Here is a 26,110-nt window from a genome sequence, read left to right as displayed (position 1 = left end):
CGGTGGTTAGCGGTCGATGACACCCCAGCAGACGAGCCGCCCTTGCACGTCGCTCTCGTCGACGAGCGTTTCCTGATACTCGGCGGACGCCGCGATATTCTCCGCGAGGAACGTCTCCAAGGTCTCGAGGAATTCGGTGACGGGCCAGTCGGTGAACGACTCGTAGTCGTCATGCTCGCGGAACGTCTCTCGGAGGATGCGGTCCTCGTCGGTGTTCTTGAGCTTCACCCCTTGGAGATCGTCCGCGAGTACAGTCGCCCACTCTTCGACCGTCTCGTGTGCGTCGACGGGAGCCTCGTCATTTCCATACTTGGGTTTGACGTACTGGTCGATGAAGTCCAGGATGGTCTCTTGTTCGGGCGAGAGCTTCTCGCCGTGTTTGAACGCGCCACCGACTTGGCTCTCACGAACGGACTCCAATCGCTCCTCAAGGACGGCGCCGATACGGTCACGGTTCGCCACCGCATGCTCCCCATCACCAGAAATCGGCTCTCCACCCACGCCGGGAGTGAGTCCGATGTGTCGGACGGGACGCTCTTTCACCTCGTCGCCACTGAACCGCTTGTAGTAGAGCGCCCGCCGCGTCCGCCCGAGCGGTGCATCCCGTGGGGAGTCGTCGTCTTCGAACCAGAGATGTGCAAGGCCAAACACGCCGGGGAGCGGGCCCTCGGTGTGATCGGTCGCGTTCGTGTACAGGTGCTCGCGTTCGCTCGGTGATGTGTCGAAGAAGTCCTCTGCGAACTCGAAGTCCTCGGTATCCAGCCCGAAGTCCTCGTTCAGCTCCTGTTTCAACAGATACCGCTCGAACGCCGCGTCCTCGTCACTCCCCGCATTCCGCAAGAGTGGATTCTTCGAGGTGTCGTCGAGCTCGTTCACGTCCGTCACCTCCCGACTCCGCCGGAGCGAATCCTCTATCTCCTCGACCTCGAGTTCGCCGATGGTCTTCTCGGTATCCACGCCCGCCTGCTCAAGTATCTGGTCCTCGTTCGGGTCGAGGATGTTGTTCTCCTTCCCGACGATGAGCGCGATGTCGTTGATTTTCGCTTGCAGGCGCTTGAGGAGCTTGATGGCCGCCTCGATGTCCCCGTCCGGGTAGAAGTTGTGCACGAACTTCTCCTCCGTCGACCCGATGCGGTCGATTCGCCCAACTCGCTGCACGATACGCATCGGATTCCACGGTAAATCGTAGTTGACGACCACGTGGACGTCCTGGAGGTTCACCCCTTCACTCAGCGTGTCTGTCGCGACCACGTACTGCAACTCTGATTCCCCAGATTCGGCGAGGGTCTGCTGATAGCCAGATGCCTCGGGTGCGAACCGCTGAATGATCTGCTGTTTGTTCTCGTCCCCACCCTTGACGACGGCGCTGTTCGATGCCGTCAGCGGCGAGTTCGGGTCGTCTCGCAGCGTGCGATACACGTAGTCGGCTGTCCCGCGATACTGCGTGAAGATCAGGACCTTCCTATCGTGCTCGTTGAGCACGTCCGCTAGTCGGTCGATTTTCGGGTCGCGGAACTCTCGCAGCGCGAAAACCGCATCGTAGAACTCAGCCGTCGCCGCCACCACGTCTTCTAGGTCGCTGCGCGGGTAGAGAATCGGATTGTGTTCGTCCTCGGGCACTTCCGGGAGCGTCCCAGCGTCGTGCTCGTGCAACCACCGTCTGGTGTCGACGGCGTGGTCGTTGACCGCACCGGCGTCACGAGCGACGTCGCCGATGAACTGCGACAGGAAGTACGCCAACAGCGTGAGGTCCTCGCGGATGTACTGTTTCACCTCGCCGATGGTAGCGTCGGCGAGTTCGTCCTCGGGCTCGCTCTGGGCGTCGTCAGCGCGAACCGCCGTCGTGTCGAACCCGAACTCCTCCAAGGTCTGTTCCAGATCCTCCGCCGCATCAGCGCCCTCAACGAAGTCATCGATTGTCTTCGAATCTTCACCAGCCTGGACGCGCCGCAACACGTCGATATCCTCGTCCTCAGGCAGCCCATCCAGCACGCTCAGGAGTTGGCGCTCACTCCCGTGCAGCGTCTCGATAGACTGCACGAACGCGTACGTCGAGGACTCCAAGCGCTTCAACAGATTCAGCTTGTACAACGCCTTGAGCGTCCCACCAGCATTCGGATTCTTCACCGTGATATGTGGCAGATGCAGCGCATCCATCACGTCCGGCAACATCCGATAGATGGGTTGGTACGCTCGCGGCAGCGAGTACTCCTCCTTCGAGAGCGTCGGTGGCGAGAAACTCATCTCGAAGTCCTCGCCATCCTGAATCTGGGTCTTGACGTGATTCCGCGTCCGCAACACCATCACCTCGTTCAGCATCCGCGAGATCTCCCCAGACCGCTGCTGGAGCTTCTTCGTCAGCTCCGCTTGTTCCTCGTCGCTTACCTCCTCCTTCCCCGCCGCAATCTGCTTGCGCTCCTCAGAGAGCTCGATGTACTCGTCGAACGCATCGAAATCCAGCGACGCCTTATTCCGCAACTCCTCAGCACTCGTGAACAAGCTGATGAGATTCTTGAGGTCCGTCGCTGAATTGTTGATGGGCGTCGCCGTCAGCATGATCATCGTCTTCCCGCGAAGCTGGCGGAGATTCGCGTGCCGACGCGTCCCCTTGTAATCGTCGTCGTGGTCGGGTTGGGGACGCCACTTGCCGTGGTTCCGGAACCGGTGGGCCTCGTCGACGAGCACCACCTCGAACTCGCTCTTGACGTCCTGGATTTCCTCGTAGGTTAGGTTCTGGAACTTGCTGATACTCATCACATCGAGGTGGGTGCCGTCGACCTCGAGCCCGAAGTACGGGTTGCCGTCTTCGTCGGTGTCGTTCTGGAGGAGGTCCCGCCACTGGTCGGTGAGGTTCGCTGGAACAATCAGCAGACACCGGTCGCCAGCGTGGCGATAGTCGTGCAGGAGTTCGCCGCCGATGAAAGATTTCCCGAGGCCGACGGAGTCGGAGATGATACAGCCGTCGTACTGTGCGAGCTTCTCCTTGGCACTCTCGTAGCCGAGCGTCTGGAAGTAGTAGAGGGGGCTATCGCGGATACTGACGTTGCCGTTGAGTTCGTCGTATGCGAGCAGCTTGTAGAGCTCGAACGGTTCGATGTACGTGCCGAGCTCGGTGTCGTCGTCCGTGGATTGGTCCTTGTATTCCTGATATCGGTCGCTGTTCTCGATGACGTCGACGAGTTCTTCGCTGAAATCCTCAGCGTTCGCCCACTGGTTGTCATACCAGCGCTCGAACTCCTCAGCGTCTCCCAGGTCTGCACTGGTGAGGTTCAGCTCGATGTTGTTCTGGTGCCCGCTCTGTGAGAAGTTCGACGATCCTACGATGGTTGCTCTCGGGCGTCGGTCGCGGTCTCCCTTTCGCGTAGTGGGGTCGTCGGGAACCATCCTGAAACACGCTCCTTTGGCATGGAAGTAGCCTTGTTCAGGGTTTCGAACGCGGACGTCGACGAGCCCATCAGCGATAAAATCGCGCAGTCGTTCGAGCCGATCCAACTGGGCGTTATTGAGGTCCTGGATGTCGGCCTTCACTTCGGCTTTGAACTGCTCTCGGAGTGATCGCCCCTCTTCAATCTCATCAGCTGTCTGCATGTTCGTTTGCCGGCCCATGAGGATTCGGAGAGGCGCCGTCTCGGAGTCCTTTGGCCGTTTCAGGCTTGACAAATCGTCTTTGTAAAGGTCGAATCCTGAGAGGTAGAAATAACCCGTCGCGATACGCACCTCTTCCGTCTCCGGTAGCAACTCCTGATAGACATCCTCGAGTGTGCTTTCTGCATTATCAACAAGCGGGTCAAGACCGAGCATTTCCTTGGTAGCCACAGACAGTCTGGCCTGTTAATTGTTTTTAGTATCTAGCCACGCTCCACAATTCGGAATCTGACCACAATCAAAGAACAACCCGATTGGGCGTGTATCTGGGTGGGCCGGTCGGTGAGAGTGGCGTGCATCGAAAGCTGACGAGTCAGACGGTGTCGCGACTCTGGCAGCTGTTTGACGACCGCGCCGCCGAGGTCGGGCCGGAGCGGCGCGTCCCGGCTCGTGACGAGTCGCTGGCTGCGTATCTTGGTGCAGACGCCTTCGTCGGATTCAACCACTCTGGATCATCTGGCCGCGTCTTACAGCGTCGCGTTGGTGACGCCCGACAATTTCAGCGCCCAACACTGTCTCCTCAGCGAATCCGCGCTCCGAGGGGACGCTTGCGACGCTGTCTTGCCCGACTATACCTCACCAGCCCAGCCATCGCCACGAGACCATCTCGCAGACCATTCCGACCACCAAACTCGAGTTGGAGCTTCCGGCTGATATGCTCCTCTCGTCGAACGATTGTTCCGGTGATCGTGTCGCGGACTGAAAGCACATCCAGACGTCCACCCCGAGATTTCCTCACCTCAGACTGGTCAGGTACGCACGAACTCGACGGTTTCTACACACTCCGACGATTCAGGTGGTAGCACCGCTAGACCTGGTGGAACCGGACCGTGGGGACTGGGGGCAGGAGTCAATTGGATTCACGTTGCTGATTGCGGGTGTTGTGGTGGCCAGTACCTTCATTGGGGTGTGGTTGTTGGTACCCTAGGATTGCACTGATGGGTGGCGGACTAATGTGGGATGGTAGTGCGTGATGGGGACTGATTTGGACAAGAAGATTGACAGCTGGCAGGAGCAGTTGTTGGATTTGACGCGGCGGAACAACATGGTCGATTTCTCGGCGACGAAGACGAAGTCACTGCCGACGAAGAACGATAACTGGCTCGAATTGACGACTCACCTTGCCGAGGGGGATGATCTCTACGTCTACAAACCAGATGTTGACGAGACGTCTGATCCGGCAGGTGACGCACCCGCTGAGGAGCAACCTGCGGATGCAGATAGCGGTGCGCGGAGTGATGGGGCAGTTGTGACGGAGCGGCCTGCGACGGAGCTAGTGTCGATTCGAGAGCCGGAGGCGACGGAGAGCTCGCTATACAACGTGGACTTGAATCAGCGCAAGCACGTCCAGGAGAAGGGTGTCGATTCACTCTACCTCGCGGTCGGGATGTTGGAGTGGTATAGCGTTGATTATGCCGAAGAACAACTTCGGTCGCCGTTGGCGCTGGTCTCTGTCGAACTTGAGCGAGAGACGGTTTCGGATCCGGACCGTCATGACTACGTTATCAGTTCGACGGATGAGGTCATTCTGAACCCGGCGCTCCGGAAGAAGCTCACCAGCGAATTCGGTATTGAACTACCTGGTGATGAGACGGTTGACCTGGCTGAGCTTGACGTGACGGTGTCTGCGGTGGAATCGCTTATTCAGGGGCGAGACCGGTGGGAGATTAGTGATGACGTCGTGCTCGGGATTTTCGACTTCGCGAAGCTGAGTCTGTACACGGATCTCGACGAGAATCGCGGGGAAATTAAATCGAATCCCATCGTCAGAGCGTTGAACGGCGATCAGAGTGCGCTGAATGCTGATGCCAGCAGCGTTCCGGGCGCGGAAACGCTTGACGAGGCCGTGGACCCGATGGAAACGCACCAAGTGTTGGAGGCCGATTCGAGCCAGCAGGAGGCGATTGAAGCAGCGAAATCCGACGTGAGTTTCGTCCTGCAAGGGCCGCCGGGGACTGGGAAGAGTCAGACGATTGCGAACATTATCGCTGAGAAACTCGCCGCCAACGAAACGGTGCTGTTCGTCAGTGAGAAGCAAGCAGCCTTGGACGTGGTCAAGGACCGACTCGACGAGGTTGACCTAGGTCGATTCTGTCTATCAGCCCACGGCAAACATGCAACGAAGGATTCGATTCTGTCCAGCCTCGAGACAGAACTCAACGCGCCAACCGTCAAAGCGCCATCCGAGCGTGCCTCCCAACTTGGGAAACTTCGGCAACGGCGAGATGATCTCAACGAATACGGGGAGATCCTTCACGAGTCCTACGGTGCGTTGAACGAAACCGCGTACGACGCCCACGGTGCACTCGCCAGCTATGGTGACGTCAACGCGCCCTTGTGGACCCCACCAACCGCATTCGAGGTTACCAGGACCGAGTTCGATACTGCGATCGAGACGCTCGAACAGCTTGCAAACTATTCGGACGAGCTCTCCAACTACGACTCACACCCCTGGCGACACACCACCACCACGACGTGGCAGGTCAACACCGGAGACCGACTCCGTGACTCACTCACCGCCCAACAGGACGTGGTTGATGCTATGGCAGAGACCGCCGCTGCAGCACGCGACGAACTCGGGATTGCTCCGGACTCCGTCCGAGAGTTCCGAGCGTTCATTGACGCACTTGCGAAGTTGGTGGACCGTCCCGACGTGTCCTGGCACGACGCGCTGTTCGACCCGGCGTTTGTCGACGGCGAATCAGAGGTTGCCTCACTTGCGGCGACGAGCCAGGAACTCGCCGCGAAACGAGCCTCCATCAGCGAGCACTACGAATCGTCCATCTACTCACTCCCCGCAAGCGACCTACACGGGGAGCTGGCCCAGTACGGGCTGCTTCGATACATCCAACCCTCCTACCGGCGTCTCAAAAAACGCGTCCTCAGTCACGCAACAGACGACTACAATCCCGGGCAATCGGCGCTCTTGGACGACCTCCAGACGCTCATCGAGATTACACAGCTGGAACGCGAACTCGAGGACTACGAGGACGTCATTGAAACGCTCGGGCCACTCTACGAGAAGACCGCCACCGACTGGGACCGTGTCAAGCACGCACAAGAGTGGGTTCGCACAATCAGCACGAACGACACAGTCGACCTCTCCAGCATTGAATCGCTGCTCTGCACGGCAGCCACTCCTCCCGACTTCGAGAGTTGGCACACGAAGGCCACCACGCTCCAATCAGAGCTGGAAGACGCCGCGAACGAATTCACGCGCATCCAAGCCGTCGACGACCTCACCACACCCGACGGAACGCAGCTGTACGCCGCCTCTTTCGAAGCGACGAAAGCCACGCTCGCGGATCTGGAAGACGCACTCCCGAAACTCAAAGATTGGATTCAGTTCTCGAACGGCCTCGAGTCCGCCACGGACACCATCGCAAGCGGCTACATCGACGCCTTCCTCGACGGCGACTACGAAGCTGACGCCCTCGTCTCCGGATTCCGCAAACAGTTCTACACGGCCTTCCTGAACGGAATCTACGAGCGCACGGACCTCGGCGAGTTCAACACGAACCACCACGAGCAGATCCTCCAAGAGTTCCGTCGCCTTGACAAACAACAACTCGAGCTCTCGAAGGTCGAGATTCAACACCGCGTCACACAACAGCGCCCGTCGATGAACCTGGAACACGCATCGAGCTCACAGCAAGTGACTCTCCGCCGCGAAATCGAGAAACAGCGCCGCCGGAAACCGCTCCGCGAACTCTTCGCGACGACAGGCGACATGATCACGCGGTTGAAGCCGTGTTTCATGATGAGTCCACTCGCAGTGGCCGAATACCTCCGGCAAGGCGCAATCGAGTTCGATACGGTCATTTTCGACGAAGCGTCCCAAGTCATGCCCCAGGATGCGATCAGTAGCCTCATCCGCGGCGACCAAGCCATCATCGCTGGCGACACCAAACAACTCCCACCAACGCAATTCTTCAGCAGCGACGTCGAAGCCGACGATGACGTCCGCGAGGACCTCGAAAGCATCCTCGATGAAGCGGCGGCAGTACTGCCAGAGATGCACCTCCGCTGGCACTACCGGAGTCGCTCCGACGAACTCATCGCCTTCTCCAATCAGCAATACTACGCCGGCCGTCTCAACACCTTCCCAGATAACGATGCAGCCGTCGACACCGGCGTCGACTTCGAGTTCGTCGAGGACGGCATCTACGACCGCGGTGGCTCCCGGCAGAACGTGCCCGAAGCCCACCGAATCGTCGATATTCTCCACGAGTACGCGACCGAGAAACCAGACAAGAGTGTCGGTGTTGTGGCGTTCAGTAAAGCACAGGAACGCGCAATTCGTGACACCATCGAAGAACGTCGGAAAGAAGACCCAGCACTCGATGCCTTCGTCGACGAGGACGACGCACTCGAAGGGTTCTTCGTAAAGAACCTGGAGGCCGTGCAAGGCGACGAACGGGACGTGATGCTCTTCAGCGTCACGTACGGCCCGGACCAGTCGGGAAAGATAACAATGAACTTCGGTCCCCTCAACAATGACGGCGGTGAACGCCGCCTCAACGTGGCCGTTACTCGCGCAAAGGAGCGCGTCGTCGTCGTCTCCTCGCTACAGCCCGGCGATATCGATCTGAGCCGCACCCAAGCCCGGGGCGTGCACGACTTCAAGACGTACCTCCAGTACGCAAAGCAGGGGGAGCGAGCGCTCGTCCGTGACGATGACCCAGGGACCACGCTCACGTTCGATTCGGAGTTCGAAGAAGCCGTCTACGACACGCTCACGGACCGTGGGTACGATGTCGAAACCCAGATTCAGAGCTCAGGATACAGTATCGACCTTGCAATCCAGCACCCCGAGTATCCGGGCCGATACCTGCTCGGGATCGAGTGTGACGGTGCGGCCTATCATTCGACGAAGACCGCGCGTGACCGTGATCGGACGCGGCAACTGATATTGGAGGATCTCGGGTGGACGATTCATCGAATCTGGTCGCCGGACTGGGCGTCGAACCAAGAACAAGAGCTCCAGAAGATAGAGTCGAAGGTTGACGACTTGCTTGCGGACAACTTCGAACCGGAGCACGAGGTCGATGTCGACGTTGAATCTGCCGAAGCAGTACCGGAACCAGCAGAGCCCGATGGGGGAACTGATCTCTTCGAGCCGTATCAAGCTCCGCCAGAGCGGTCCCGTGGGAATCGCGACTTCGAGGACATCCCAAACAGGAGGGTTCGAAGTGCACTCCTGGAAATTGTCGAAGACCACGGCCCAATTGAGAAGGACGCCGTCTTCACCCTCTTGGTTCAACAGTACGGCATTTCGCGTGTTGGAAAGAAAATCCGCCGCAGCCTGAACGGGATCATCACGCACCTCGTCGGAGACGAGATCGTCCAGCAAGATGGCTATCTGTGGCCGACGGATATTGAGGAGGTGTCCGTACGGACGAACACCGGTGCGGATAATCGCCCGGCAGATGAGATTCCGAAAGAAGAGTTCGCGAAGGCGGCGTACCACATCTTGGAAAACGGCCTTGAGATGACGAAGGATGATCTGGTGCTCGAAACGGCCAGGAAGTTCGGCTGGTCACGCCGTGGACAACGGATTCAGAGCGAGATAGAGGCTGCAATCGCCCATCTTATCTCGATTGGTGCAATCGATGATGCAGATACTGTACGGGCTTGCGACGTAGATATTGATAAGCTCCTGTTAGCAGAAGTGTACCGCGGGTAGTTATGTCTGGATGCGAGCTGGTCAGTTGCCTGTGACGGTCAGGAGATGGCCGAAGTTGACAGCACTTAGAAATAGAACCACACCTGCGACTGATTGACGGCAACGGTCTGTATACACCGAAGATGGAGGCAATATTCTTGGGTTAGTTCGTCCTCAAATTTGGTCGTGAACTGCTTGGACCGCTGCCGTAACTGCCAGATCAAAACGAGGGTCGTGGCCGGCGTCGCCCCAACACGTCCATACTTGCAGACGGGTAGTCACGACACTTTGGAGTGATGGCTGTCCGCCAGTGGACCAGCAGGTAAAGCACGGGTTCAGCATTGCATAACAATAGGTGTTGACCCCGCGGGGTTGGGTATGCTTTCGAAGCTCCGGCGGCTGTCGCCGACGGCGTTTGAGGAATTCGTGGCGGCGCTCTGGGAGATTCAGGGTTGGCAGACAGAACTCACGCCAGACAGTCACGATAAGGGAATTGACGTGATTGCCTCCCAGTCGTTCCCGCTCGACTTGCAGGTCCATATGCAGGTGAAGCGATTCAGGCCAGAATCGAAATTGAATACGAGTGACGTCCGGAGTATCAGTGGCCTGGCGATGAGTCGGGATGTGAACGTGGTCGCGATTATCACCACCAGTTCATTCACCGGTCCAGCGGTGGAGTTTGCGGCTGACTTCAACCAGATCAAACTCATTGACGGCAACCAACTGACGGACCTCATCCAGCAACTGGGGTGTGAACGGGTTCTCGACAGGTATCTGGCCACCGAGGACTGGAGTCGGATCGAGTTGGCGAGCTACCAAGGGTCAGTCCCGTTGTACTCACCGGCCCCGAATTTCCCGACTGGCCCACACGCACCGCCAGCACGTGACGAAGATCACGAAACTTCGGCGGACGAAGATGGGGCTGCGTGGCGCTTTCAGTCAGTAACAGCGCTAGATGGGGTGGGTGATGATACCGCAAACACCCTGGCCCGAGAGGGGATTCATACGATTGGGGACCTCGCTACCGTAGGTGTTGCACAGGAGAGTTCGAAGTTCGCGTTGTCCCAGAGTCGCCTGGCTGCGTTGGTCTCGGCGGCGCAAGACTGGGATGGGGGGTCAATTACGCGGATAACTGGGATTGGGCCGGAGAAGGCTGCGGCCTTGACTGCTGCGGGGGTTGAGACGGTTGCGGATTTAGCGGGCGCTGATCCGGGGGCCGTTGCGAAGTATACCGAGTCTCGAGTTGAGACGGTAAAGAAATGGATTCGGGAGGCAGCGTATCTCCGCGGGGATACGGCGCTTGTTCGGAAACTGTTGCCAGAAGAATCGATTCCACTTGAGTCACTTGAGAATATTGGGGCACAGCGTGCAGACGATTTTGAATCGCTGGGGATTGAGTCTGCTCAGGATCTCGCTGTTGTGGACCCGTATGCGATTGCGGCGGAGTCTACATTCGCAGTTAGTCAGCTCCGTCGCTGGAGCCGTCAGGCACGCTACAGTGCGTATTGATTCTGGTTTGTGAGTTTGCACTGGGGATTCGTATGTGAGGAAAGGGCCAGTTAGTATTCGTGTCTATGATGATGTCTGGAAACCAGTCGAGGAGACCCCCCGGGATTACCCCGCCAGTTTGTTCAGCGTCGCGTGGCTGACGCCCGACGATTTCACCGCCACGCGGTGTCTCCTCAGCGAACCCGTCATCTGTTGTCATGCGGTCTCAAGAATCACGTCACGTCCGATTCGTCGCCACATCCTCCACAACCGACCTTAGGCGGTCGGTGATCGTGTGTCGATTACCGCAATCAAATCACAGTACAGGGTGGCTGGGGGAGTTGAACGCGACAGGACTGCTGTGGATGATATGGGATCTGCTAGCTCTCAGGAGTCTCGACGCTGGCTGGCGATGGCGTCGATGTGGTGCCCGATGATGCTGTGGAGTGCGTGGAGGTCGTCGCTGGCGTTCGTGATGGAGGCTTCGGGGGTGGTTAGGTCGAGTGGTACCGTCTTTGCGAGATACGCGTAGGCGGTGTCTGTGAACTCCCAGCCGGCCGTGTGAATCGACTCCAGTTCCGACTCGGAGAGGCGGTCGCAGAGGGCGGCTCGGATGGCGTCTTTGTCGCCGTGCTCAATATCGAGTCGGAGCCGTATCTGTTGGGTGTCTCGGGTGAGGGTGACGTGAGGTTCGTACTCGATGGTCGTGCCTGATGGGAGGTTCTTCCATGCGTCCTTCGAGAAGTTGATATACGAACTCGGCCGGGTGTTCACCGCCCACTCCTCATGCGTGCCACGGCTGTCGGCGAGAAACGTGGTCTTGAGATGCGTGAAGATCTTCCCTTTGTCGTCCTCGAACGCGCCGGTGAGGCGGTCGATGATATCCGCGTATTCGGTGTACAGTCTGGTCTCCTCGGAGATGATGGTCTCGTCGTCCATGGTGAGTGTACGGCGGATCGTATCGATGAAATCGGCGAACTGTGCGTGGCTCTTCGCGGGATACCGGCCGGAACTGGCGCGTACCACGTCCTCGAAGTACGGGACGACGTGCTCCCAGGCGACGTCAACGAAGGTCCCAGCGGTCGATGCCCGGGCGCGCTCTGGGGCGAGATACACGTACTCCCCAAGTCCGTCGTGGTCGTCGACGACGAGGTCGCCGAATGCAGACGCGTCCGCGTACCGCTCTGTCTGCGCGTTCGTCTCTCGGGCGTCGACCTTCAGTTCGAGACAGACGAACCACGCATCCTCCTGCCGGAGCACGATGTCAACCAGTCCGTCCGTGGTCGCTACCTGCGAGCGCACTTGCACGCTGTCAAGATCGTGCCGTGAGGGAGTGATTCGAGTGCCGTCGTGGGCTCGAAGGGCGTCGAGGAACGCAGCGAGCACATCTGTCCCGAAGCCATGCGGATTGGCCGGGTCGAGGAAGTACACCAACATCGCCTCCCAGTAACGTTCGGTGGTGGCTTCCCCGAGGACGCCGAGGGTGGTTGCGGGACGCTGTTCGACGTCGGTAAGCCGCGCTTCGATTGTTTGGAGCGTCGCTTCGAGTGAGCCGTCGGACACGACCAGATGCTCGTCGTGAATTGGGATAAGACTGCGGGCTGATTCCCCTTTCTAACGTGACGGGTATTGTCGTCTGGCCGCCTGCGCGTGGGGATGAAAACAGCTTGATTCTACGACCTCTCCCTGCTCGCACACCAATCTGAACACCTCGACACGGTGGCTGGGACGTTGGTTGTTGAGTTGGGTGTGTGGTAGATGTGCGTGGCGGTGAATCTGGGCTTCGTGATATCGATTCAGCTGCTGCGGAAGCAGCGGCTCCCCTGAGCGAATAGGGGCTGTGTGGTTGTGGAGTCGATGATTGACGAGCGAGGGGGTGAGGTGTATATGCTCGAGTGGGGGTGCTGGAAGGACGGTCTGGTTGTTCCTTTGGAGGGCATCTGTGTCTCGTTGGGTGGTGGGATCGGTAGAGGGAAAGGAGGGGATGCCGTATTTGGCTGGTGTACGATGCGTTCGTTGGTGATTGGGGCTGATGTGGGTGGGGCAACGGCGTCGAGACGGTGGACTGAAGAGTATAATCTGTTGGATTACGAGGTTGTATTCGCGAATCTGTGTGATTTGGTGGGGAATTCGCAGGTGACGGCACCGGGGAGTGCGCCATCGAATGCGGTCTCGTTCCCAGATTCGGGAGATATTTCTGAGCTGGTGGAGGCTGGGAACTGGCTGTTTGTACTCATGCCAGGGCAGCGAACCGTTGACTTACGGTACGTCTCTACTAGTGATGACACTGAGATGCGGGAGGTGGATTTGTTGTCGTGGTTGCCGTTGGATATTTCATTGGCTGCGGATTCCGGCGAGTCTGTGGATAGTGGATCGGTTGCGTCTGACTGGGAGTGGTACTTTGGGGAGTCGTTCCAACGGGCGTACACGATTGAAAAAGTGGGTCCGGCCAGAGGGGATGAACAGCCGTCATTTGCTGAGGTGTTCATGTCCAAAGGCGCCAGTGAGCAGGCGCTTGCACGGACAGTTGCGGGAGCGACGATTGCGTGTACGGTCGACATGACACCGATGCGTGAGACCGTCACAGCAGTGGCATCGGAATCTCGCGAGCAACTCTGGGATGGTCGTATTGGGTTGGTGCCAGTGGCTGGCGATTGGACTCCCTCCGACGTGATTGCGGGGACGCTCGAGCATCAGTTCGGTGTAACGACAGAGCGTGATCTGACACGCCCGGCGTGGGTGGAGAGTGTTCAGTTAGACGGTGAGCAAGCTGTTCAAGAGCGCTTGGAGTCAGTGTATGCTGATTATGAGGTGGTGCAGCAGGCGAAGGAGTTGTTGTGGGCGTCCGGCGAGAAATTAGAAACACTGGTTGCGTGGGCGTTTGAGGAACTTGGAAGCGAGCTAGTAATGACTGCGGGAGATGGGGAGTGGGACGCTGAACTCGCAGGCGAGGACCGCGATTATATTTTCGAAATCACTGGGCAGAACGATGCGATTGCGATTGAGAAGGTGCGGCAACTCAAAGACTGGGAGGAGCGAGCTCAGACTGCTGGTTTCGACAATGAGGTGCAGATGGTTCTGGTCGCGGCGACGCATCGGGAGGCGGTGCCTGGTGAGCGTCCGCAGCCGTTGACTGAGGCAGCTCGTGATTTCTGTGCGACGCATGGATATTGGTATCTGGATACGCGCGATCTGGCGGCCGCTGTGACTCACTCGGTTAGTCCCGAGCGGCGGGAGTTATCGGGTGAAGGGTTGGTGGCGGAGCATGCGTGGCGGGTGGGTGGAGACTGAGTTACAAGAGCTGCAACCGGACGTGTCCCTCTTAGAACGTGGCAGCCGTGTATGGGTTGCGGACGCCAAGTGGAGAGAGGATAGCACTCCCAAACGAGAATCTCTATCAAGTCGTCGCGTACCAAAGATACGCTGACGCACCACCAGTGATGTTCTATCCAGATTAAGACGGCACCATCTCAGGCCGGTACTCAGTGGAACACAGCAACGATAGAGGTGGGTCGCCGACCGAATTCTGGGTTGAAGAGTTCCCAACAGGCGGCGACACGTACGACGCGTTCGAAACAGCAATCCAAGACCTAGTAGAGTCGACACTCACAAATCTACTTGAGCTATTCCCGAACCCATCCACAACCTCATCACCGTAACGCCAGTGCCGGCTACGGGATGTGAGGTTAATGTGCATTTGTGAGTGAACAAGCAGGCGGGGACGTGACTCAACAAGTGTGGGCAGGATGCACAGAGGCACCACCCGCCAGTCAGACAATTTGTCGGCCGTGTCAATGGTACTACCGAACAATTTCGCTGTAGGGATTTGGGCCAGGGCACTGTCTAGTTAGTGGAGATTGAGGAACGAGCAGCTCGTTGAGTAGCTTGTCTAGAGATGCTCCAGACCTGCTCAACGAGACGTATGACGGGGATTTAGAAGAAGTTTGGGAGCGCGAGCGGACGGCAGCGCCCGTCAGGGCCTTCGCCGTCCGCCTCCACCAGACCAGGTGTTCAGTCAGAGAAACAGCAACGATTCTCGCGGAATTAGGCGTCGAACGGTCTTATGGAGCGGTCTGGAACTGGGTGCATCGGCTCGCTGACAGCGGCTGCGACCCGCCGACGGCACAGCCGTCGCGGGTCGCCGTCGACAAGACCGCTTTCAAAATCAATGGCGACCAGTCTTGGTTGCACGCTGCAATAGGCGTCGACACGAAGCTGATCCTCAACGTCGCGTTGGTTGGCCGGTACAGCACTGATCCAGCGGCTGCGTTCCTGCACGACTGACGGAGAAACACGACTGCTCGGAGGCGGTGTTTCTCGTCGACCAGTACGGCTATCGGGCTGCCTTTGCCCGACTTGGATTGAGCTGTCGGGTGAACTACACGGAGCGAATCCCGATTGAGAAGTGGTTTCACACGCTCAAGATGCGGGTCGACCACTTCCAAAGTCCTGGGTTGACAGCCGGCGGAGAGTCCGTCAGTTGCTTGCGCAGTTCAGGGACTACCACAACCACCACGAATCACACCACGAGCTTGATGGACGCACGCCAGTCGGATAGGTGCCAAACTGGGCAGTCCCGTTTGGACAATCAGGTCCAAATTACTATCAGAAGGAGTTTAATCAAGAAAACTTGAGAAGATAAATATCCAAAATACTCTAAGAGGCGTGGCTATATTTTTAATAATATAATTCCGACACATATTTATTCTGTCTCTTCCTGGAGCAAATGTGGCGCGTAAACATCTGAATCAGTCGAGGAGAAAGGTACTGAAATTAACCAGCTCGTCGCTCGCTGGATTGGCTGGAGTTTCCACCGGAGCCGGTTCAAAAGCACAATCGGTTGGAGAGGAGCGTGGCACCATATCAGCAGGCCCCGATCAGCCGGTTCTTACTACAAATAAAAAACAGGGATATGTGAAAGGCAACCGGAATGTTCCGGTGACGAAGAAATCCGTTCAAATCCTCCATAATAAGATTATGAAGGAAAAGGGAGTGAACTCTGCTGCGCTTCCTGATGTTCACGCCCGACCCAAAAAAAAGAAATCTAAAAGAAAAAAGACAATTGTAGGATACGGGGTCAACTGGAAGGGTTCTTCACCGGATATTCTGGTTAAATACGCCCCGTCAAAGGTTCCTGAACCGGTTCGACGACTGAGTCATCCAAGCGTTCAAAATAATGTAGAAGAGTCATACCAAGATGTGAAAACCTCACATAAGGACATCGATGACTTCCTGGATCTCGGAGGTGATGAGTAATGAGTTGGGATGACGACGTATTCCTACGCCAGGAAGAACCGCTCTGGTATTTAGAGGGCGACTGTGCTATGAAAGTCGGCAAGTTGGAACATTACACTGGCCTATCTCGTTATGACGGAGTAAACGGGAATGATGAAGAGAGGTCCCAGTGGGGGATGGTCCAGCAGAGTAAGATGCTCCCGGCTACCGCAAATGAATGGTGGGGAGAAGAACCGAACTCAGACACCTGGGAGAATGACAAATCTATACAAACTCAAAATTGGAGACGGTCAGACCTTCTTAATTTGGGGAACATAAGCTACAGCCCATCCCAATCAAAAACGACTTCACTTTCTGGCTCTGTCTCTGCTTCAGTCCCAGCAGGAATTTCGGTCAGTGCTAACGTCGACCATCCCAGGTTAGAGAGGGAGGTAGATTATCTTGATGACAGGAGAGTCCGTTCCGAATACCAGTATTGGAATGGGGGTATTCCTATGGCGGCTTATGATAACGACGTTACTCTGGGACTAACTACGGGGTGGGTATCGGATAGACCTAGTGACGGAGACGCTATCGCCCCAAGTTATTTTTACGGGCGTATGCAAGGTATTCCTTGTGTCGAGGAGAGTGAATATAATATCCACCAATATTGTGATGATGAACTCTTCGTGATGTTTAACGAAAATCAAGTATAAATAGTAGGAGATTCCATCACCTCCGAATAGCGTTAGAGGCTGCCACGCATAGAATTTTTAATTAATCCATTTAGTTAATTGCGAATCAAACATAACCATCTCAAGTAATAGTATACATACGATATGGATGGTCCTACTGGGAGCGCCGACAATTACGTTATTTAGTTACCATACTTGAAAAATACCCAACAAAGGGGATATTTGCAGGAACCCTTACGATAGTCATTTCTACATGCTCCTCACTACTCGTATTACATTCTCTTTTGGAGAGGGAATAGTTCAGTTTAATTGGAGTTCCTTGTTCTGCAGGATCGCCCCATTGCAGAGTTTCGAGATTTCGACTCCGGCATGACAAAATCGGGTACTGATGAACTAATAAGGAATATTCAGAGAAACCTATATCTGTCAAGAACTTATTAACTTCTTCTGAGTTATCTATAGTATTATCAATATCAACACCCTCAAGATGTTCTTGTTTATTTATACTCCAATTTGATGGAACCCATCCATCAGCCGGAGTAATTTTGTTTGTCGTTCCTACTGGTTTTAAGTCAGAGAGCCGAGCTTCGATATGCGCTGGCTCTTCCTCCAACTGAGTAAATCTCTTTTCAGCAACGGTCTTTGTTGCCGAGGCTTCAGGCTTTGGACCCTCAGAAACCGATTCGAGACATCCAGTACTTACCGCAATGAAACCTGTTAAACTTGTCACGATATGTCTTCGGGTAGCCATATTATCAGTTCGATTTTCGTGACGAAAATAGTTACGGTCAAGTATATTTCCGTCAACACCGCCTCTTCAGTCTGCTAATTTTCGCGTCCTGAGTTCTATGTCACCAAGTATCGCGATTGTATCATACTCATCTGAAAAGGTGATTCCTGATTCAGTCTCATTCTTGTAGGACGTTCGCACCACAAATCGTGAAGTTCGATTGCCGTTCGATCCTATCGAGTCACGGCCCGAAGATTCAGTTCACGGCCGTGCGGTGTACGGCTTATCCGATAAGGTACGGCGCCATCAAGAAATAGTTTTGATTCTACCCCACACCTTGGTGTCGGGTCGGGTCATGGGGGTGGTTCAGGCTACCCACAGCCACCCTCACCATGATATCTGAGGCGTGGGCTTGAGTGGGCGTGGCTGTCGACGTCGATCACACAGCTGTGCGGAGAAGAACGATCGGGTTAGTCGCGGATGTTGTAGTCCTGGTACGCGGCGAGCTGGTCGAGCAGGCCACGGCCTGTGTCCAGGAGCGGGTCGTCGTCGCCGGGTGCGTCAGCCTCGGGGAGTTGGAGGTCGATGGCGTCGGGGGCGGTGCGGACGTCGACGTCGCCGAGGGCCTTGCTGAACTCTCACCGAGCACGCTCGATGTTCTCGTCTTCGCGAACGATGTGTTCGCGGTCTCGCAGTCTCGCTAACCCCTGGTTCGTCGCCTCGACATCGGCCTTCACGCGGCCCCGATACCGACTGAGTGCATCGTCGAGCGCTCGGTAGGCGGCTTCGATGTCCTGAGCGTCGTCCTCGAAGGCGCGGCGGAGGGCGTCGTAGGCGTCCTCCTGGCTTGCCAGACGTGTTCGCGGATGCGGTCAGGGAGGTCGTCGTCGACGTACTGTTGGAGGCGCTCCTCGAGTTCGGTCTTGAACGCGGCCGGGTAGCGCGACTGGAAGGCGCGGATCTCGACAGGGTACTGACCGGCGAACTCGCGGAACAACTCCTTGTGCGTCTCGTAGCCCTTCGCGCCACGCACGTCGTCTTCGAGGCCGTCGGGTGTCTTCGCCGGGTCGCCCGGGATACCGTACGCTTTGACCTGCTCTAAGGTGACGGCGCCGTGGACGAGTTCCACGTCGATACCGCGGAGCGCGCCTTCGAGTTCGAACTTGCGGGCGACGGAGACGGGCATGTCGGCGCCTTTGGCGTCGAAGTCGGAGATGATGATGACTGCGAGGTCCTGACCGCGCGCGTCCGCGATGTCGAGCGCCTGTTGGCACATAGAGAGTGAGAACTCGCCGCCGCCGGCGGGTCGGATGGTGGCGCCGTACTCGCTGGCGAGCCCCTCGGAGACGACGTCGGATTTCTCCGACCATATCTCGATGTACCAGTCTTGTTCGCGGAATTCGTCGATGTAGAGGCCCTCGTAGGCGTGTTCGGCGAGCGCGCGAGCGGCGGCATCGAAGAGGTCGTCGACGTCCTTGAAGCTCAGCGACGCGGGCGTGGCTTCGTCGGGAATCTGTGCGGGCTGGTAGCCGTCGGGGACGTGCCGGGAGAGCGCGCTCGCGTCGAGGTCACGTGCAACGGTGGTGTCCGGATCCGGGTCACCGACCGACGGGAAGGCGGTGGGTGTGGGTGTGGCGTTCTTCTGGTCCTGTATCTTCGTGTTGGTTGCACTCGGCGAGGCCTTCGACGATGCGTTCGCGACGGAGTTCGTCCCAGCCGTCGCGGACATGGGCTTCGGTGACGACGTCGGCGTCGTTGGCGCGTGCGATCTGGCCGGCTTCGTAGAGGAGGTCGAGGGCTTTGCGGGCGTCGCCGGACTCGCTGGCCACGAGTGCGGCACAGTAGGGAATCACGCCGTCGTCGAGGGCGTTGGGTTTGAATGCGGTGTCGGCGCGGTCGCGGAGGATGGCCTGGAGTTCGCCGGCGTCGTAGGTGGAGAATTGGAGTTCGCGTTCGCAGAGTGAGGACTGGACGCGGGGGTCGAGTTTGTCGCGGAAGGAGAGGTTGTTGCTGATGCCGATGACGGAGATCTCGGTGTCGGTGAGGTCGCGTTCTTTTTCAGCGCGGCTGAGTTTGTAGAGGAGCTCGTCTTTGGAGCCGATGCTGTCGACTTCGTCGAGGACGATGATGACGGTGTCTTCGTAGCCGTCGAGGACGTCCCACATGCGGTTGTAGACTTCGCTCGGTGGGAGGCCGGTGGCGGGGAGTTGGCCTTGGGGTGGGGCGATGTCGTTGGTGAGCTTGATGGCGACCTGGTAGGAGGAGGTGAGGCCGTTGCAGTTGATTCAGATGAAGTCGCAGGCGATGGTGTACTCTTGGGCGGAGGCCATGAGTTCGTCGAGCTTGTAGCGTGTGGAGACGGTCTTCCCGACGTCGGGTTTCCCCTATATGAAGGCGTTCCAAGATACGGGTTGAACGCTTCCATAACTCGTGGGTAGGCAGTCGGTGGAGCGTCCACGAATGTTTTGCACAGTTCATGCACTACTACAACCACCAACGAGCGCATCAAGCGCTCGATGGACACACGCCAGCTGCGGAGGTGCTAAACTAGATAGTGCCGAAGTCAGAGAATCTATCAGTCTATGATACGAGCACTTGTCATGTATGGCCATTGAACGTAGTCACCTGCGGTTGATTTTATCTGTTGTATTGGCTGTCCTGTTTGGGTTGGCGGCACTTGGTCCGGCGTTCGGAGCGGGAACTGGAGCTTTTGAAGAGCGATATCCTCGACAGGGTCTCCCTCAAGAGTGTACTCAAGAACAGGGGTACTATCAGAACCCAACGTTCCTCCCGGACCTTGAGAATTCCAATTTCACTGCAAGTACGGTGACTGCAGTTTATCAACGAACTTCGAACACCTCTCAGTATCGAGTCGTGTTCAACATATCTGAGACCCGAAACTCCACCTTCCGAGTAGGGCTAAACGGCGATGGCGCCATCATAAACTCAACAGGATTCCGTAAGACAGGAACTCGGTTCCGATGGGATGGAGATAATCGAAACGCATCGATTACGGTGGAGATTAACCCAGATGACTCCCAGACGTACAACCCAAGGGACACAAATCGGTCGTATCCATCTGGAGATAGATGGCTGCTTGGGCCTGCTCTTGATCTTGCTGGAGGAAATGTTTCGGTACGTCCAGCCTCTGCAGGAGCGATTGGCGAACAGTTCGTCTATTTAGGGAACGTCTCTGTATCGCGTCAGATGATTGGATGTCAAGAACACGTCTTCGTCCAGCCAAATATCTCCCGAGAGAGTAGTGTTTCACCAGCGACTGTACTCAGTGTCTTGAACGAAAGCTCACGTCGACTCCATGGCGGTAAAACCGACCAAACCGTTCGGGTGTTCGCCTCACCGACAGTACCCCAGGGAGATCATCCTGGGTGGGCCGTTGCAAATGAGTTTATCGCCCCAGCAGAATATTCGTCGGGGTCACCTGAGGAGATGAACATTTGGTTTCATGAGTACGTTCATACACGCCAAGACTTTCGCGTAACCGGCGGACTACAATGGTTCACGGAGGGCAGTGCTCAGTACCTCGGACTTCGGCTCCAACTTGAGAGCGGATATATGTCTCCACGGGAGTATGATGGGATGCTAGCTCGCTATCGCGAGGTCCCGAATGGAACGGCTTTGAACCAAGCAGACGCGACCTCAAAGCGCTCGTATCTTTGGGGAGCTGCTCTGTTATCAGACTTAGACCATCGGCTATCGGAGTCAAACCAGACTGTGGGTTCACTAATCACTCACCTGAACAACCGTGGGTTCTCGATGAGTGGAACAGCTGAACAGTGGGTAAACCAACAGACTGAACCAACGTCGAGTCGGGAGAATAGGTATCAGTTCCGTAATCAGGTGTTCTCGTCTGCCTATCCCAACGTCTCGTACACTATGGGGCCAGATTGGCTTCCATGGCAAGCGCGAGCGATTCTTGCTTCATTGGAAGCACCACTCGGTAGACTCCTGTCAGCACTATTTTCTGTAGCATTTCTCGTCCAGGCCCATCGGCTGAGAACTCATACAGAACCCACAAAAACGGAGTAAATCACCGTATCAGGTTGCCCACCATCTTGGAATGCGCATCGTCCTCGAGTATCTCGATGGCCTTTCGATGTCGATCATGGAAATGGTGGTCTGGGATGGTCTCGTCTGGAACATCGACATGGAGGTCATTCAGTAATTGAGTCCCTCAAGCAACACCTTACACGTTATCGAAATCGAAGAACGTTCCCTAAGGGGCTTGACGCAGATTCTTTTTCGATCAGTTTTCCGCTTCCCGGACTCTAGAACCGAACGATTCCAACTGTCTTCCTCGACGGTATCTCCCGTAGGTCTCTTCTTGGCTTTCTACTAGACTCCCTATTGTGTTACAGAAGTTTCGGCGCTTTCGACGTACTGCGTCTCCCAGTTGCGTCGGTCTTCGAGCTCTCTGCTGCCGCGGCGGGTGATGGTGTAGTAGTTGGTGCGGCGGTCGAGTTCGCCTTTCTCGACGAGGCCTTTGTCAACGAGGGTGTCGAGATTGGGATAAAGGCGGCCGTGGTGGATCTCCTTCTCGTAGTAGTTCTCGAGCTCGTCTTTGATTGCGAGGCCGTGAGGTTCGTCTTGGCCAGCGATGACGTACAGGAGGTCGCGCTGGAATCCGGTCAGGTCGTGCATGACTAGGACTAGATGTATCGAACGATATGAGTCTTCTGAGATGTGATAGCAATCACCAATGGACTTGGCCTCTAGCTGTGGACAGTTCAGTTCTCCACTAAGATTGCTGGGCACGGACTCGTTGTGGGTCACCATGTTCGCGATAGACGCCAGTACGGTGCTCGAGGAACCGTCGGTGCTTCTGGCTGGTGTAGGCGAGTACGATCCCATCGTCGTATTCAACGAGTACGCCGCTTCCTTCGTCGCCACCGGGTTGGCCGAATTCGCAATCGAAGAGCTCTGCTTCGGTCGGGTCGAAGGGTGTGCCCCTGGTTGCGAAGACGGGGTCGTCTGGTGAGAGGACCGCACTCTGGTCCTCGTGAGTGGCCCAAACGCCGCGCTGCTGCCAGTATGCCTTGGCGTGCTCGAGGCTCATCCGGACGCGCTCGCGGAGCGAGCTGTCGTCGTGGGTCCGCCAGTGTGGCTGGACGGGATACCAGACATCGCCATATCGGAGAGCGTTCGCAAAGAAGCCGTTGTAGTCCATTCCCACGATATTCGCTGGTTCGAGGCCGGTGACCGTCGGCTGCGTGAGTTCCTGGATGAGCGTCCAGCGACGCTGTGGCGCGCCGCCGAGCAGGTGGAGCCTGCGCCCACGCCAGTCCGCGAGTGCTGAATACTCCTCGGGAGTGTGGTCGGCTTTCCCGGCGTGACTCCCAGCCGGATACCCGAGCACGACCCAGTCGGGAATGACGTCGAATGCAGCCTCGCACTTCGGAACGATCACCAGCGTCGCCTCTGGATACGCTCGCCGAAGCTCTTGGGCGACCTCGACGTATTCTCGGGCTTCCGCTTCGGTGAAGGCGTCGCCAATGATGCCGACGTTCGGTTCGTGGCGCTCGAACACACGCGTCCAACGCTCGACGTCGGGGTCGCGAAAATCGTTATCCAGCACCGAGACTGGGACGTCGACGTTCGCGTACTGGGACTGCTGGAGCGTGTAATCCTCGCAGATGCCGGTTGCGTACCCGAGACGGTGGGCGTCGACCGCGAACGGAACCCGCTGCAGGAACGCTACGTACCCGACCTTGCGGGCTTGCTCGATCGTCTTGCTCGCGGAGGCACCGCCAGCGGGCTGTTGTGGGGTGGCCATCAGTCGAGCCAGCCCGGCTGCTGACAAACTACAGCAGTGAGTCGGAGCGGGAACTGAGGGCAAGAGGGAGTTTAGTCGATGAATGCGAGTGCACGCTCGATGGTTCGTTCGCCGTACGTGCTGCCGTCGGCGTAGTGGACTGTATCCCATTTTTCGCGCATCAACTCGGATTCGCGGAAGCAGGCATCGACGAGGGCGGGGTTCTGGTTCGTCCAGTACGCCAGGAGGCACGCGAGTGCCATGTCGGCTTCCGACTGGCTCGAGTACCCCGTAGTATCGCCACTCCAGAGGGCGTCGAACTTCCCACCATTCACGGCGTTCCGAGCACGTGCGACGACGGCCGCCACCGCGTCGCCACTTCCATCGACGGAACTGACGTCGTCCGAATCCCGCGGAGTGGACATGGTAGCCTGCTCGTCGCTCTGGCCGGTGGTGTCATCGCCGGTGAGGTACTGCTCATGAACCTGTGCGAGGGCGTCGTCGCGCTCGCACAGTTTCTGTGGGGTGTGGTCGAGGTGCCGGCCCGTGATGGTGAAGAATCGGGCGTTGTCGTAGACTTCGAGCCTCCCCCGCCGACGTCGTGTTCCCGGGAGGTCGGCTTTCGCGAGGACGTGCACGCCGAGTCCTGACGGTGAGGTCTCGGCGTAGGAGTCGAGGGTGGTGGTGATGTCGTGGGCGAGCGGTGAGAGCTCGCCGGTGACGGGGTTGCGGCAGTCGTCGAGGTCGACACCGACGAATGGGTCCTTGTCGGTGAAGACGAAGCCGAGGCCGTCGAAGCCGTCGACACGAAGGGACCGGCGTGCGGTCTGGTAGTCGACCCACTGCGTGGGTTCGTCAACGCTCGCGCGTTGCTGTGTCGACGGGTCGACCGGTATCTTCGTGCGCTTCCCATCGCGTAGTTCCGAGCGCCAGACGATCCACTGTGGATACTCCAGCAGCTTGGCAGGCACATTCCTCGCCGTCTCTGTTCTCTGGTTCACGGGATGCTGCCACCGATGGTCGGAACTCGGTCGAGCTCGAGTTCTCGTTCGACCCGGCGCTGGTGCTTGTCGTGGTCGTGTGGGTCCGGACAGGTGCAGGTCCCGTTGACGATGTCGACGAGGTACGTGGAGTTGTCTTGCTTTCGGACCTGATAGACGCCGCCTTTCTTGTAGAGCGTCACCGCCATCGGCTCTTCGAGCGCACGCTGAGTTCGCCCCGGCAGCGTGATGCCATGAGCGAGCCGATGGGTGGTCGTGTCGATCAACGGTTCAGGCCCGTCGCTGGGCGGCGTTCGGTGTGGGTCAATGGTGTGAGACATCGTCGCCTCCAGCGCGCATGGGGGTGAATAAACAGGTCCAAGACGGAAGCGGCACGAGCATCGGTATGAGCGAAGACGGTTGGCATCACGACCGGCTTGACCTGACGGAGTACCTTCCGGATGCCGTCTTGGAGGGGAGCGAGGAGCGAATCGTGTGCGAAGTTCGAGTGTGGAGCGACCTTGCAGGTAGAGAACGGGAAGTGGTGGCGGAGTATCTGCGAGGGCTTGCCGACGGAATTGATCCCACTGTTGAGGGTCAGTCTGGGCTCGAGGAGTGACGGAGTTGTCTGGCGCGCTCCTGGCAGAGTCGAAGCACGCCCGGGCGGGCGCGGTGCTGGTTTTCGGCGGCGACGACGCGCTTGACGTCGTCGACTGAGTCCAGGAGTTCGACGGCTGCTCGGATGAGGTCGGTGTTCGCGGTCTGGACGAGCGTCTCTGGTGGGAGGGCGTCGAAGACCGCGACAGGCTGGCCGGGGGTTGTCCGGTCCGTCGTGGCGGCCATCCCTGGTCACCAGTGTTCGACGCAGCCGAGTTCCTGATCCTGCGACCGGAGGACGTACAGGCTGGTATCGAGTTGGTCGCGTTCGACGAGGCGATGGGTGCGGACGACGAGCACGGAGCGGCGGCGGCCGCCGCGGGTCTCCCAGTCGACGTCGTAGCCGACGACCGGTGCGCCGCGATGGATGTCGCCGACGTACTGGTCCGGGCCAGTCCACTCGACATCGACGCTCGTTGAGGAGTGAGGCGCGTCGACGGTTGCACCCCCGTAGACGGAGACGTCGGTGTGGTGGGTTTTGAGCTGGCCGACCGTCAGCAGCGTCTCCGCACTCACTTTGACCGTCGTCTCGGCTTCGGTCTCGAAGAAGTGGAACGAGGACGTCGAGTGCGGCGCGGCAGTGTGGCTCGAAATCGGGGAGTTGTAGACGTAGTCGAGCGTTTCGACGAACCGTTCGATACCATCCAGAACGACTGGGTTGGCTTCTTCGACGGCGAGCTCGTACTCGGTGTCCGAGCGTGGACGCGTGCCGGTGACGGTACGTTCAGGGCACTGGCTGTCGTCCTGTGGCCGCGCGATGTGGCCGGGACGCGAGAGCAGGACGCCTTCTGGCCCGCTGAGGACGAACGGCTTCCGTCCGCAGGCGACCAGCGTGTACGCGTCGTGGTCGTAATGCCCGCCGCCGGTGAGGAGTCGAAGCGCCTTCTCGAGTTGAGTGGCGTCGATGCCGTAGCCGTACCGGCGGCCCGCCCCGTCCATCTCGCCGAGATACCGCTCGAACCCGTCGAACGCCGTGTACGTCTCTGGGATGGGCCACACCGCGTCGCCGTACTCGTCGACGTAATTGGTGACGGTCTTGGCGTCGTCGACGACCCAGTAGCCGTCGCCGGGCGAACAGCTAAGCTCGCGCTTGCGGCCCTGGACGGTCTGGTAGCCGCTGAGTTGCTTGCACGCCACGCCCTCGATGTCGGTGTCTCGTGGGAACGAGCGATGGTCGTCCGGGGGTTCGGTCGGCGTGAACGTGAGGTCGTGGCGGGTGGTGAACGATACAGTCGACTGGTGGTCTGATTGCGTGGACATATAGAT

Annotated in this window: 18 protein-coding genes and 2 pseudogenes; 9 read left to right on the top strand and 11 right to left on the bottom strand. The window is 57.8% G+C overall.

The genetic code is table 11. From position 1 onward, the window contains the following. Window positions 1–6 precede the first annotated feature (6 nt). Entirely contained in the window at window positions 7–3,801 is a 3,795-nt protein-coding gene (locus tag VYJ16_RS18865; protein WP_379762814.1) for a helicase-related protein, read from the bottom strand. An 817-nt stretch (window positions 3,802–4,618) separates the two neighbouring features. Between VYJ16_RS18865 and VYJ16_RS18860 the strand changes: the two genes are divergently transcribed. Continuing rightward, entirely contained in the window at window positions 4,619–9,331 is a 4,713-nt protein-coding gene (locus VYJ16_RS18860; RefSeq protein WP_336351868.1) for a DUF3320 domain-containing protein, read from the top strand. A 357-nt stretch (window positions 9,332–9,688) separates the two neighbouring features. Beyond that, window positions 9,689–10,819, top strand: a complete 1,131-nt coding sequence (locus VYJ16_RS18855; protein ID WP_336351867.1) for a DUF4332 domain-containing protein — start codon at window positions 9,689–9,691, stop codon at window positions 10,817–10,819. 366 nt (window positions 10,820–11,185) lie between these two features. Here the strand turns inward: VYJ16_RS18855 and VYJ16_RS18850 are convergent, their stop codons facing one another. Then, window positions 11,186–12,361, bottom strand: a complete 1,176-nt coding sequence (locus VYJ16_RS18850; protein WP_336351866.1) for a PD-(D/E)XK nuclease family protein — start codon at window positions 12,359–12,361, stop codon at window positions 11,186–11,188. 324 nt (window positions 12,362–12,685) lie between these two features. Here VYJ16_RS18850 and VYJ16_RS18845 point away from each other — a divergent pair, with 324 nt between their 5' ends. The 4 genes and pseudogenes from VYJ16_RS18845 (at window position 12,686) to VYJ16_RS18830 (ending at window position 16,728) form a co-directional block, all read left to right on the top strand. After that, window positions 12,686–14,089 (top strand): hypothetical protein, encoded by a 1,404-nt coding sequence (locus VYJ16_RS18845; protein ID WP_336351865.1) that lies wholly within the window; start codon window positions 12,686–12,688, stop codon window positions 14,087–14,089. A 594-nt stretch (window positions 14,090–14,683) separates the two neighbouring features. After that, window positions 14,684–15,356 (top strand): annotated as a pseudogene (locus VYJ16_RS18840) (IS6 family transposase). A 170-nt stretch (window positions 15,357–15,526) separates the two neighbouring features. After that, window positions 15,527–16,054: a hypothetical protein gene (locus VYJ16_RS18835; RefSeq protein WP_336351864.1), complete on the top strand. Its 528-nt coding sequence runs from the start codon at window positions 15,527–15,529 to the stop codon at window positions 16,052–16,054. Beyond that, complete coding sequence (locus tag VYJ16_RS18830; protein WP_336351863.1) at window positions 16,054–16,728, top strand: hypothetical protein; 675 nt, start codon at window positions 16,054–16,056, stop codon at window positions 16,726–16,728. Before VYJ16_RS18835 ends, VYJ16_RS18830 begins: the two co-directional genes overlap by 1 nt. Window positions 16,729–16,885: 157 nt before the next feature. Here VYJ16_RS18830 and VYJ16_RS18825 read toward each other — a convergent pair whose 3' ends face one another. Further along, window positions 16,886–17,458 carry a hypothetical protein gene (locus tag VYJ16_RS18825; RefSeq protein WP_336351862.1) on the bottom strand — a complete coding sequence of 191 codons (573 nt, stop codon included), beginning with the start codon at window positions 17,456–17,458 and terminating at the stop codon, window positions 16,886–16,888. 401 nt (window positions 17,459–17,859) lie between these two features. Between VYJ16_RS18825 and VYJ16_RS18820 the strand changes: the two genes are divergently transcribed. After that, a complete protein-coding gene (locus VYJ16_RS18820; RefSeq protein ID WP_336351861.1) occupies window positions 17,860–18,141 on the top strand; it encodes a hypothetical protein in 282 nt (93 codons plus the stop codon). 894 nt (window positions 18,142–19,035) lie between these two features. Here the strand turns inward: VYJ16_RS18820 and VYJ16_RS18815 are convergent. Then, entirely contained in the window at window positions 19,036–19,665 is a 630-nt protein-coding gene (locus tag VYJ16_RS18815; RefSeq protein ID WP_336351960.1) for a Cdc6/Cdc18 family protein, read from the bottom strand. 173 nt (window positions 19,666–19,838) lie between these two features. On the opposite strand from VYJ16_RS18815, the pseudogene VYJ16_RS18810 reads away from it, so the two are divergent. Further along, window positions 19,839–19,988: pseudogene (locus tag VYJ16_RS18810) on the top strand (IS6 family transposase); the annotation flags it as partial. Window positions 19,989–21,485: 1,497 nt separating this feature from the next. Here the strand turns inward: VYJ16_RS18810 and VYJ16_RS22255 are convergent. The 5 genes from VYJ16_RS22255 to VYJ16_RS18790 all read right to left on the bottom strand — a co-directional run bounded on the left by VYJ16_RS22255 (window position 21,486) and on the right by VYJ16_RS18790 (window position 24,474). Then, window positions 21,486–21,617, bottom strand: a complete 132-nt coding sequence (locus VYJ16_RS22255) for a DUF8139 family protein (RefSeq protein ID WP_464379816.1) — start codon at window positions 21,615–21,617, stop codon at window positions 21,486–21,488. Window positions 21,618–21,799: 182 nt separating this feature from the next. Then, window positions 21,800–22,096 (bottom strand): PadR family transcriptional regulator, encoded by a 297-nt coding sequence (locus VYJ16_RS18805; protein WP_336351860.1) that lies wholly within the window; start codon window positions 22,094–22,096, stop codon window positions 21,800–21,802. Window positions 22,097–22,193: 97 nt separating this feature from the next. Beyond that, complete coding sequence (locus VYJ16_RS18800; protein WP_336351859.1) at window positions 22,194–23,228, bottom strand: DUF6610 family protein; 1,035 nt, start codon at window positions 23,226–23,228, stop codon at window positions 22,194–22,196. 71 nt (window positions 23,229–23,299) lie between these two features. After that, window positions 23,300–24,178 (bottom strand): phage NrS-1 polymerase family protein, encoded by an 879-nt coding sequence (locus VYJ16_RS18795; RefSeq protein ID WP_336351858.1) that lies wholly within the window; start codon window positions 24,176–24,178, stop codon window positions 23,300–23,302. A 26-nt stretch (window positions 24,179–24,204) separates the two neighbouring features. Further along, the gene (locus tag VYJ16_RS18790) at window positions 24,205–24,474 is read right to left on the bottom strand and encodes a hypothetical protein (protein WP_336351857.1); all 270 of its coding nucleotides are present in this window, start codon (window positions 24,472–24,474) and stop codon (window positions 24,205–24,207) included. 119 nt (window positions 24,475–24,593) lie between these two features. Here VYJ16_RS18790 and VYJ16_RS18785 point away from each other — a divergent pair, with 119 nt between their 5' ends. Next, window positions 24,594–24,806, top strand: coding sequence for a hypothetical protein (locus VYJ16_RS18785; RefSeq protein ID WP_336351856.1), 213 nt, complete (start codon window positions 24,594–24,596; stop codon window positions 24,804–24,806). Here VYJ16_RS18785 and VYJ16_RS18780 read toward each other — a convergent pair. After that, window positions 24,785–25,030, bottom strand: coding sequence for a DUF8129 domain-containing protein (locus tag VYJ16_RS18780; protein ID WP_336351855.1), 246 nt, complete (start codon window positions 25,028–25,030; stop codon window positions 24,785–24,787). The genes VYJ16_RS18785 and VYJ16_RS18780 overlap by 22 nt on opposite strands. 6 nt (window positions 25,031–25,036) lie before the next feature. Then, on the bottom strand, window positions 25,037–26,104 hold the full coding sequence (locus VYJ16_RS18775) for a hypothetical protein (RefSeq protein ID WP_336351854.1): 1,068 nt from the start codon (window positions 26,102–26,104) through the stop codon (window positions 25,037–25,039). Window positions 26,105–26,110: the final 6 nt, after the last annotated feature.

This window comes from Halorubellus litoreus (genome assembly GCF_037081675.1).
GTDB classification, from domain to species: domain Archaea; phylum Halobacteriota; class Halobacteria; order Halobacteriales; family Natrialbaceae; genus Halorubellus; species Halorubellus litoreus.
Note: the sequence above shows the minus strand (reverse complement) of the source record. Positions and strands in the feature narration are given on the sequence as shown.